General features: G+C 44.7%; 9 protein-coding genes. 2 read left to right on the top strand and 7 right to left on the bottom strand.

The genetic code is table 11. The features are described from left to right. Positions 1-752 (top strand): lysophospholipid acyltransferase family protein (locus WBA23_RS06385; protein ID WP_424581417.1); only part of this gene is annotated, 752 nt, incomplete at its 5' end. 58 nt (positions 753-810) lie between these two features. Here WBA23_RS06385 and WBA23_RS06380 read toward each other — a convergent pair. From WBA23_RS06380 to WBA23_RS06350, 7 genes are all read right to left on the bottom strand, one after another. After that, complete coding sequence (locus WBA23_RS06380) at positions 811-3234, bottom strand: ABC transporter permease (protein WP_424581416.1); 2424 nt, start codon at positions 3232-3234, stop codon at positions 811-813. A gap of 166 nt (positions 3235-3400) precedes the next feature. Continuing rightward, the gene (locus WBA23_RS06375) at positions 3401-4240 is read right to left on the bottom strand and encodes a 3-keto-disaccharide hydrolase (protein WP_424581415.1); all 840 of its coding nucleotides are present in this window, start codon (positions 4238-4240) and stop codon (positions 3401-3403) included. An 84-nt stretch (positions 4241-4324) separates the two neighbouring features. Continuing rightward, a complete protein-coding gene (locus WBA23_RS06370) occupies positions 4325-5335 on the bottom strand; it encodes an isopenicillin N synthase family dioxygenase (RefSeq protein ID WP_424581414.1) in 1011 nt (336 codons plus the stop codon). A gap of 91 nt (positions 5336-5426) precedes the next feature. After that, entirely contained in the window at positions 5427-6296 is an 870-nt protein-coding gene (locus WBA23_RS06365; RefSeq protein ID WP_424581413.1) for an alpha/beta hydrolase, read from the bottom strand. 4 nt (positions 6297-6300) lie between these two features. Further along, positions 6301-7557, bottom strand: coding sequence for an Nramp family divalent metal transporter (locus WBA23_RS06360; protein ID WP_424581412.1), 1257 nt, complete (start codon positions 7555-7557; stop codon positions 6301-6303). A gap of 170 nt (positions 7558-7727) precedes the next feature. Next, complete coding sequence (locus WBA23_RS06355; protein WP_424581411.1) at positions 7728-8018, bottom strand: NifU family protein; 291 nt, start codon at positions 8016-8018, stop codon at positions 7728-7730. A 93-nt stretch (positions 8019-8111) separates the two neighbouring features. After that, complete coding sequence (locus tag WBA23_RS06350; protein WP_424581410.1) at positions 8112-9221, bottom strand: Mrp/NBP35 family ATP-binding protein; 1110 nt, start codon at positions 9219-9221, stop codon at positions 8112-8114. Positions 9222-9573: 352 nt separating this feature from the next. On the opposite strand from WBA23_RS06350, the gene WBA23_RS06345 reads away from it, so the two are divergent. Next, the gene (locus WBA23_RS06345) at positions 9574-10422 is read left to right on the top strand and encodes a LamG domain-containing protein (protein ID WP_424581409.1); all 849 of its coding nucleotides are present in this window, start codon (positions 9574-9576) and stop codon (positions 10420-10422) included. Positions 10423-10589 lie beyond the last annotated feature (167 nt).

Genomic DNA, 10589 nt, shown 5'->3' with positions numbered 1-10589 from the left:
ATGCTTTAGAAGACGAGGCCAAAACAATTGATAAAAGACAGTTTAGCAAAACGCTGTTTCGGAAGCTCGCTAAAAATGTAGCTGACATTTTCATCTCTCATTCTTTTCGCTCATCGGCAGATCTGGATAAGATTGTTGATGTGGAAGGGCTGGAACACTTTAAGCAAGCCTACCAGCGAGGCAATGGAGTCATTATGCTCGGGCCCCATTTGGGCGCGTTTGAAATGGTAGCATCTTATATCAGCAGTAATGGTTATAAGCTCAATATTGTTGGCAGAAAACTGAAAAACCCAACACTGGATAAACTACTGGTTGACCATAGAACCCAGTTTGGAGCTAAATCTATCTATAGCCAGGAGGGAGTGTTGGCTCTAGTAAGAGCCTTGAAAAGGGGAGAGGTAATGGCAATTTTAATTGACCAAGATGTAAAGTGGGCTAAGGGAATATTTGTTAACTTTTTTGGCCAACCAACCTACACACCTATTGGCGCCGCTTGGTTGGCCCAGAGTACCCAGGCGGCGGTAGTCCCCATGGCCATTCATCGCTTGCCCAACGAGCGACATAAGATCACTATACTACCGGAGATCGAGATTACTAAAACCGGTAATACCGAAGGTGACCTACAAACTAATACGCAACGCTTCTCCGATGTATTAGAAAAACTGATTCGGCTGGATTTAACCCAGTGGGTTTGGATGCACGAACGCTGGAAAACGCAACCTTCGGAAAAATCCCCAGCTACTAGTTCATAGCGCTCATCACTCGGCACCCGATCCGTAGTGATTTGCTATTCGTAGAGATAAAAAGTAGCTATTCATACCGAAGAGATTTGGCAGGATCGGCTAGAGCCGCTCTGACGGTCTGAAAACTAATCGTAAATAAGGCAATCAGCATTACTAGGATGACCGGGCTAAGCAGTAGCCACCAAGCAATTTCAATCCGAAAAGCATAATCCGATAGCCAGGATTGCATAACTAAGTAAACAATCGGTAAGCTTACCACACTGGCCATGATAACTAGCTGGATAAAGTCTTTGGATAGCAATGCTACGATGCCCGAGACTGAGGAGCCTAGCACTTTGCGGATGCCAATTTCTTTGGTTTTCTGCACGGCCATAAAGGATGATAAACCAAACAAACCCAAACAAGCTACTAAAATGGCCAGTAAGGCAAAGAATCCGAAAGTTTGTCCGAAGCGGAGGTCGGCTTGATACTGCTTGTTGAAATGATCATCTAAGAAGAAATAGTTGAAGGGGTTTCCGGGAAAGTAGGTATCCCAGGCCTGATTGGCAGTGGCAATCGTTTCGGGAAGATGCGCTGATTCTACTTTCAGCGAAAAATATCGTCTACTGGCGGGCATCAAGCGGAAAATAAGCGGATCAAAGTTAGCTATCAGTGATTCCTGATGATAATCTTTTATCACTCCAACAATTTTAAACGTATCACCCCAGAAGAAAATCTCTTCATTGAGAGCCTTTTCTGCTTCAGCGAAGCCTAGCAGCTTGATAGCTGATTCGTTAAAAAGCACCGTAGATTCGTCGGTGCTAAATTCACGAGAAAAATTTCTGCCCGCGACCATTTGCAGTTTAAAAGCTTCAAGAAAGTCATAATCAACCCCTATCACTCGGTACTGATTACTTTCGGTATCATCCTGAGACACTAAGCGGATTCCCCCAGCATTCCAACCTGGTCTATTACCGGGTACCGCCGTAGATGCCGTCGCGGCTTGGATCGAAGAGTTCCTAGTTAGCGCTGATTTAAACCCTTCTACTCGATCGGTGTACACTGAATCATCTACTACACTAGGGGCTTCAATCACCAGTGTTTGATCAATCGCTACGCCTAAGTCCTGATTCTGCATGTACATAATTTGCTGATACACAATGAGCGTTCCCGCGATTAGAAACACGGAAGCTGCAAACTGGAGTACCACCAGCGTTTTTCTGAGCACCACACCGTTTTTAGATGTCCTCATTTTTCCTTTCAACACTTGCACCGGTTTGAAAGCGGAAAGAATAAAAGCAGGGTAAATACCGGAGAAGAACGCTCCAACCAAAAAGATAGTTAATAAAAACCACCAGAAAGAAGGGGTTGCAAAAAGTGAAAGGGTTATTTCTTGTCCAACCAGCGTACCAAAGTAGCGATATGAAGCAAGTACAAGTATAATCGCAATAATAACTGCTACTACGTTCAGCAGTACTGACTCCGCCATAAACTGCCGAATCAGTTGCATGCGTTGGGAACCCATCACCTTGCGGATACCCACTTCTTTAGCTCGGTCTACCGATTTGGCCGTAGACAGATTGATATAATTCACCCAAGCAATCAGGATGATAAAAATAGCAATGATTAGTAAAGCATAAACTGCATCCTTATCTCCGTTCACTTCCGCTTCCATCATGTAGTTGGAAGTAAGATGAATTTCGGTAAGTGGTTGTAGCGAGAAGTCCATATCAGAGTCGTATTCGGCAAGCTCTTCTCCTGCTTTAGCATCTATAAGTGCCGGTATCTTGGCTTCCAATGCTTGGGGGTCGGTACCATCTTTCAGCTTAAGATAGGTATAAAAACCATCCCATTGCCAGGCGGTCAGCACGTCTTCTCCCACCCAACCTACGTAGGTAGAATAGGAAAAGAGGAAATCAAATTTCAGGTGCGAGTTTTCAGGGATATCTTGAAAAACGCCAGTGATTTCGTATTCGTTATCATCATTGACACTAATTCGCTGACCGATGGGGTCTTCCGACCCGAAATAGCGTTGAGCCGCCTTTTGAGATAGGACAGCCGTATACGGTTTTTCCAGCGCCGAAGACTCATCTCCTTGCAACAGATCAAATGAAAACATGGGAAGGAAAGAAGCCGTGGCAAAAAACATCTTTTCTTCTTTGAAGCGAACCGGTCCAGTGGAAGCTCCTTTATAAATTACGACTCCGGCAGTTGGACGAAGGGTAGCGTATTCTTCCACTTCTTCAAACCCCTCTTTAAGTTCGTAGCCCGCCGCGCCACAACCGGCCGCCCATTCGGTAGTTAGTACGCCTTTGTTGTAGCGGTTTTGCTTAACCCGGTAAAGATTTTCTTTGTTGGTATGAAAGTCGTCATAACTCAATTCCCACTGAACATACTGTAAAATAAGCAGACAGGCCGCAATACCGATAGCCAACCCTAAAATATTGATAAAGGAAAAAACCTTGTTTTTGCGCAGATTTCTTAGCGCAATGGTAAAATAGTTCTTAATCATAATGTAGAGTAGTCAGGCGTTTTGGTGAAGACGATTGAATCAAATATTCATTACAGAGACACTTTCAAACTATTTAGAAGTTACAAATCAGAGCAACTTTATTTTAGGCTTAAAAAGGTATACGTTCCAAGCATTCTTCATGGGGCATCATTTGAACGAAGATCAACTATGGACTTTTGACTGCTGGTGCAAGATCAAGTAACTCAATATTACGGAAGTCAATAGGTTGCCCTTCGCTCTGTAGGGCAATATAGCCCTCGGTTAGTAGCTTTCCATCGGGTTTTTGGGCAGGATCAAATCGTTCTACCACTCCTCCGCCTATCTGGGGCTGGGTGTACTGCAATACTGTATCCCCGTTGATGATATGGGTTACTAATGAATCACCTAGCACAATCAGTTCGGCCTGTACCCACTGGTCGCCATCGTAGGTTTCTGAAGAGGAACTGATGCAGTGCCGGGGATCAATCTGTCCTTCGTAAACTACATCGGTACCTGGCGAGCACATGTTTCCCGTAGGCCGGGTTTTACCATCGCCCAGGCCCCCTAAAAATTGCATCTCTACCGAGATGGGCCAGTTCTGTTCTTTGGGCATGGTACGCGGGTCTTGGGAGTGAAACATCACCCCACTATTGCGGATTGTAAAAGGGGGAGCCCCCGAATGCAAATTGCCTACAAAGCGATATTCTAATTTTAAATGAAAATGAGAGTAGGGTTGCTCGTAGTACAAATGACCGAAGCGATCATTGTAATCGCCATCATACTCGTCGTAGCGCACTTTAATCATATCGTCTTCCACTCGGAAGGTGCGACCGTAATTTTCACCAACCTCATAACGATGAATTTTTACCATCCAATCGTCAATGTTCTGCCCATTAAATAGCAATATCCAGTCAGATTCAAGCGGTTGGTCTTCTTCCGTTGTCGTTGTTGGCTCATTGTCAGTCGTTGGACTACTGCAACCAGTAATAACTAAGTAGGAAAGAAGCAGAAGTAGTAATTTGCTCATTGAGTTAAGTTAGGAGGTTTCCGTTATTAAAAGCTTGCTTTTGTAAAGATAGGGAGTAATTTTTCACCGTTACACGGCGGCCTTTTACCTTTCATCTTTCACCTTGCGTTGAAGCTCAGGAAATACTTTAGAAACTTTGGCCAGTAGATACTCACCGTAAGTACCCCCGAAAGTATAAATATCAGCCTGATCCCATCGCTCCGAGGAATCATTAGAAACATCGGTGTAAGAAAGGTCAGCCGGAAAGATGTTAGCATTGAAATTAGGATCAAAAAAGAAGGGGTAGGAGTAACGACTTATGCCGGAGCGGTTAAGCACTCGGTGAGGAGTAGAGCGGTACAGCCCTTCAGTAATTCGGTCAAGCATATCCCCAATGTTGCACACGAATGAGTTTTCTACCGGAGGGGCGTCAATCCAACCCTGTTTTGCTTTTACTTGCAGTCCGCCAACCTGATCTTGCTTTAAAATTGTGAGTAATCCGTAGTCGGTGTGCTCGCCCACTCCCCAGCTTTCGGAAGAGTTAGCAAGCGTAGTCGGAGGATAATGAAAAATGCGGAAAAGAATTAGGGGGTTAGCAGTAAAATGGCAAGCAAAGTAGTCGTCCGCTAATCCTAAACTTAGTGAAATGCCTCGCATCAGTGTATGACCTAGCTGAGTCATAGCTTCTATATACTCTAATACGGTTTTTCGAAATTCCGGAAGGCTTGCTGGAAAAAGGTTGCTACCGTGCAGCGGTATTCCTGCCTGAACTCTGGGATCATTTTCACTCAACTCTTCACCTAAATAGAGCCCTTCTTTCCAGTCAGGTTTGCCGGAAGTAAGTTCGTCACCCAGTGGAAAGTAGCCGCGCCAAGCTTTACCGCCTTCTTTCATATTAATCGCTTGCTTCGTTTCTTCGGGCAGAGCAAAAAACTGCTGGCTTAGGCTCTCTAGCCGATGTTGCAACTCTAGTGAAACGCCGTGGCCCACCACGTAGAAAAAACCTGCTTCCCGGCAAGCCTCACTAATTTTTGTAGCAACCATTGATTGACCTTCTGATTCATACACCAGCGGGCTTATGTCAATGATAGGAACTGAATACGACTCCGATGGCATAAGTACTATCTATTTGAGCGTAAAACGATAGGTTACTGAAAATCAACGAAAGTTAAGCAGTATTAATCATCCCTTTTACATTTAAACTTAATTAGTATTGATGAAATGCCTGAGAAACGAAGTGCAGCACGTCGGGTAGCGATGCTCGCCAGTACGTCCAGGAGTGACCGCCTTCCCGAACGCGGTACTCGTGCGGGATGTCATTTTTCTTCATAGCAATATGCGCCAAGGAGTTGCCTTCGTACAGAAAGTCATCGTCACCGCAGTCAATGTACCAACGTACCGCCTTTTTCTGATCTCCGGGCATATTTTCTATCAGCGATAATGCATTATGCTGTTCGTAGTACGACCGTGCTTGCTCCTCAGACATATCGGACAGTTGTTCAGCTCTACGTTCTTTGAATTGGTTAAATGATAGCTCACCTACGTAGGCACTGAGCGGACAAGCTGATGAGAATAACTCCGGGTGATGCAGGGCGTACATGAATGAGCCGCCGCCACCCATTGAAAGTCCAGCTACAGCCCGATAACGCTTTTCGCCTTTAATCCGAAAGGTGCTCTCTACGTGAGGCATCAGTTCTTCAAAAAAGAAATCTTCGTAACGCCACTCCTCGGTGGGGTCATTAAAGTAACCGCGCTGACCAGTATTAGCATCAGGCATTACAATAATCATGGGAGTAGCTTGCCCGTCGTGAATGGCGTTATCCGTAATTCGTAGCACCTCGCCAAACTGCACCCAACCCGTTTGGTCATCTCCGGCACCATGTAGCAGGTACAGTACCGGATAGCTTCGTTCGGATGTTTCGTAGTCGGGCGGCAAGTAAATGGCGTATTTGCGCTCGCCACCAAGTATTTCACTGGGCAGAGTAAGGTTGTCGTATACTTTTCCCGATTGGGCGAAAATACTGCTTGAAGAAATGATTAGCCCAGTAAGAATACAGATAGCGTAGGTTAGCTTCATTGCGTTAGTTAGGTTGATTGGTAACTTGAATGAGTTCGGTGAGTCCGACAAAGGCTTGGTAAGCCATAAATAGTGAAAATAGTAAGGTAATGATACTTAGGATATTCACCAATCGACTATTCACGTATTCACCTACGAGTGCCGAGCGATTGCCCAAGATAATCATAAATAGTACTAGCAAGGGAAGAAAAATAGCTTGCAACGCTAGCGACATAATCTGTAGCACAATCGGCTTTCCCCCGAACAATGCTGCCACTACTCCGGTAGCACAAAAAGGAATTGCCAGCAATCTGAAATGTTTCGTTTGAGGGCGTCGGCACCAATCCATAAAGTCGGAGATACTCCAAACGGAAACTAGGGCATTGGTGAAAGCCGAAGAAACTCCCGCCGCAACAATACCAATGACGAACAATGTAGCCGCGAAGTTGCCCATCAGTGGAACCAGCGTATACGCCATATCAATAGCGTTCTCAATATGTAAGCCCTGAACGTGTAGGGTAGCTGCGGCACAAGCCATAATAATGGCAGAAACCACAAAGATCATTACTCCTGAGAGGCGAGCATCTCGCTCAGCGTGTTTCAGATCATTCAGTGTCCAGCCTTTATCATGTACTACGTATGATCGCATTACTACCACACTCCCGGCGAGGGTGGTGCCCACCATGGCTGCGGCTACCACCGCTCCGCCTTGCGGGATGGTAGGCACTAATCCAGAAACGATAGCAGCGGGCGAAGGAGTAGCCAAAAAGAAATTAACAATAAAACTTAAACCCAGCACCGTAACGAAAATTACGAGTACCCGCTCAAAAGTGGAGTACTTTCCTAAAATCATAAGTAAATAAATACTCAAACTAAAGCCGATGCTCACTACTAGCGTATCGATCTGAAGCCAGGAGGCAAAAGCTTCGGATACAATGCCGATAACTCCAATATTAGAGGCCAACTGGCTTACGATAATGGCAATAACAATGTAGGCAGCTCCCGCTGAACCAAATTGTTCTTTAGCAAGATGTACGAAAGTCTTACCCGAAGCAAATGTTAAGCGGCTCACTAAGCTGATTAGAACCCAGAAGAAAATGCAAGACAGTAGCAGTGTCCAGAGCAAGCTCATCCCGTATTCGGCTCCTGCCCAGACTAGCGAGGAGACACTACCCGTACCAATTATTGCCCCAATAATGAAAATGGCCGGACCGTAGGAAGAAATCAGTGCTTGAACCCTGGAGAGAACCGAGGAAGAGGCTACTTTATCAGGGTTGGGCATAGAGTCAGGCTAAATTTGCTGGTGTTTTCAACAAATATTTCGATTTTAAGCCAGAAAAGAAAATGGTAGTTTAGTTCAATAGTCAACAGCCATTATCCCACCGTCTACAAAAACCTTTTTCGCACTGCGAACTAACTGTGGACAGTGGACTATCGACTGTGGACTGAAAGCTATTGTAAATTGTCGGGCAATTTGGCATTAGGATCATCGGGCGAAGTCATATTAACCGCCTGCACGTCCGTTACTTCAGGGACTAGTCGCTTAATGGTTTCTTCAATACCTGCCTTCATGGTCATTACCGACATAGGGCAGTGACCGCAGGAGCCGAGCAACTCTAGCAGTACTACATTATTATCATCTACCCCCAGTACCTTTACGTTTCCACCATCCGTTTCCAGATAAGGGCGGATTTCATCTAAAGCACTTTCTATTCGGGGCAATAAGGCTGTTTGATTATTCATTGTTTCAGCGTTCAGTCAACAGTCCACTGTCCACAGATTGTTATTTTTCGTAAGCTAGTCTACTGTGGACAGTGGACTAATAACTATGGACTATTAACTAAAGGTTTTCATCTCTACCGGCTTAGTTTTATCTAAGTTATCGTTACGAATGGCCACCTGCCGAGCAAATTCCTGCGCTAAGGTAGCAAAAGCTTCCCAATCGGTGGTTCCCTCCGATTGAATGGCGGCAGGATATCCCCGATCTCCACTCTCACGAATGCTTTGCACCAACGGGATTTCACCCAAAAATGGAATACCACTCTTTTCAGCCAATTTTTTCCCTCCCGCTTCTCCGAAGATATAATACTTATTATCTGGTAACTCTGCCGGAGTGAAGTACGCCATATTTTCTACTAATCCCAACACCGGAACGTTAATTTGTGGCTGCCGGAACATCGCCAACGCTTTACGAGCATCGGCCAGGGCCACTTTTTGGGGTGTCGTTACGATTACCGACCCAGTAACAGGAACTGACTGCACCAGGGTTAAATGAATATCACTGGTGCCGGGCGGTAAGTCAATAATTAAATAATCTAAGGCTCCCCACTCTACATCACTTAAAAACTGCTGTAATGCTTTACTGGCCATTGGGCCCCGCCACACAATTGCCTCATCGGCACTCATTAGAAAGCCAATAGAGATTAGCTTTACTCCGTACTGCTCCAGCGGAACAATAATGTTCTTACCATCTACCTGCTTTACCTGCGGCTTCTCAAATTCTACATTAAACATAGTAGGAATAGAGGGGCCAAAAATATCCGCATCAATTAACCCTACTTTGGCTCCCATTTGAGCTAACGTTACGGCTAGGTTAGCTGACACCGTTGATTTACCTACCCCGCCCTTACCGGAAGCTACCGCAATAATATTCTTTACATCGGGCAGTAGCGGAGTGTTTTGCCGGCGGGTAGTCGTTACGTTCGACGACATATTGATATCCACCACTGCTTCCGGTGAGATGTGCTTATGAATAGCCGCAGTACAGTCGCGGCGAATAATTTCTTTGAGCGGACAAGCCGGGGTGGTTAGTTCTACGGTAAAGCTAACTAGGTTGCCTTCAATGGCAATATCCTTAATCATATTCAATGTCACCAGATCTCGCTTCAGATCCGGGTCATCAACGGTGCGAAGGGCATCGAGTACTTGCTCTTGGGTAATATTCATCAGTCTTTTATTCAATGCAGGGTTCTACTTCTAATACCCCTAAGCAGCAAAAAGGTTCAGTAAAGATTCCGAACCTTTGATTAACTAGTTGCTAACTAATTAACTGAGTTAAAGAAAAACGTTTGCTGCTGATATCAACTAGCGACTAGTAGTTTGCAGTCACTGCTTATACTACCTTTCAAGGCTATTTATTTCAATAGTATTATAGCAAGGTTGCGAATTCGCAGCATTTTAGGATAGCTTTTTAATTTCAAGACTACTTGATGGTAGAAAATTAATACTTTTGACCTTATTCTAAATTAATGGATATTCCTTCCTCGATCTATTTAACTTCCTAACCAAATTAACCGGAATGATGACGAAAACACGATTAATCCTGGCTATTCTATTATCTACCGTGCTTACTTCCTATGGGCAACACAATGAACTTAAGCAAGCGATAACCTTCTACGCGCCTTTCAATGGTGATGCCCAAGCGCAAATAGCTACCGGTGACGCAAGTATTTACTCGGCCCCGGAGCGTAAGGAAGCTCCCAATGCCAAACCAACTTTGCCCGCCCACCTAGCAATAGCTTCGGGTGAAGGATTATCCGGCGATGCTCTTGAATTTAAAGATAAAGTGGATGATGTCGTTTTTTATAAGGCAGAAAATAATATGTCGTACGACGCTCAAAACTGGAGCGGAACGGTTTCCTTCTGGTTAAAATTAACTCCCGAAGAGGATTTAGAGCCAGGTTTTTGTGATCCAATTCAGATTACCGATGTAGGCTATAATGATGCATCTATTTGGGTTGACTTTACTAAAGATAATCCGCGTAACTTCCGGCTAGGTGTAATAGGAGATCTACAATCTTGGAACCCTAACAACCTAGAACCCGATAACAATACTGAATTTGAAAATCGCTTAGTGACGGTTGAAAATCATCCCTTCGCCAAAGATCAGTGGACCCACGTTCTAATCACTTTTAATTCACTAGGCGGTGGAGAGGGGAGTGCTTCACTATACCTCAACGGCGAATTGCAAGGTTTCAAGGATCGCGTCGTTGACCCGTTCAATTGGGAACTAGATAAGGCCAATATTTACCTGGGCATCAACTACGTTGGATTAATGGATGACCTAGCTATTTTTAATAGGCCGCTATCGGTTGAGGAGGTAAAAACAGTTTACGGCCTAAAGAAAGGTTTGGAAGAAATACTGTAACACTAAACTAATTAATAAGCTTATCACGGGTAGTTTTATCTTCTACCGAATCTTGAAAAAACTCAGATCACTCTTTATCCGTAGTAAGATATTTTACTCCGCTATCAGCCAGTAAGTGGTGATTTGCTGCTGACCTTACTGCCCCTTCAGGGTATATGCTTCTTAAG

This window comes from Tunicatimonas sp. (genome assembly GCF_049647865.1).
Lineage (GTDB): Bacteria > Bacteroidota > Bacteroidia > Cytophagales > Cyclobacteriaceae > Tunicatimonas.
The sequence above is the reverse complement of the archived record's forward strand: the minus strand, read 5'-3'. Positions and strand labels throughout refer to the sequence as shown.

What these genes read in the sequence shown, in the direction of transcription:
- WBA23_RS06380 (WP_424581416.1), bottom strand. Translation starts at nt 3,234, where the DNA reads ATGATTAAGAACTATTTTACCATTGCGCTAAGAAATCTGCGCAAAAAC.
- WBA23_RS06375 (WP_424581415.1), bottom strand. Translation starts at nt 4,240, where the DNA reads ATGAGCAAATTACTACTTCTGCTTCTTTCCTACTTAGTTATTACTGGT.
- WBA23_RS06370 (WP_424581414.1), bottom strand. Translation starts at nt 5,335, where the DNA reads ATGCCATCGGAGTCGTATTCAGTTCCTATCATTGACATAAGCCCGCTG.
- WBA23_RS06365 (WP_424581413.1), bottom strand. Translation starts at nt 6,296, where the DNA reads ATGAAGCTAACCTACGCTATCTGTATTCTTACTGGGCTAATCATTTCT.
- WBA23_RS06360 (WP_424581412.1), bottom strand. Translation starts at nt 7,557, where the DNA reads ATGCCCAACCCTGATAAAGTAGCCTCTTCCTCGGTTCTCTCCAGGGTT.
- WBA23_RS06355 (WP_424581411.1), bottom strand. Translation starts at nt 8,018, where the DNA reads ATGAATAATCAAACAGCCTTATTGCCCCGAATAGAAAGTGCTTTAGAT.
- WBA23_RS06350 (WP_424581410.1), bottom strand. Translation starts at nt 9,221, where the DNA reads ATGAATATTACCCAAGAGCAAGTACTCGATGCCCTTCGCACCGTTGAT.
- WBA23_RS06345 (WP_424581409.1), top strand. Translation starts at nt 9,574, where the DNA reads ATGATGACGAAAACACGATTAATCCTGGCTATTCTATTATCTACCGTG.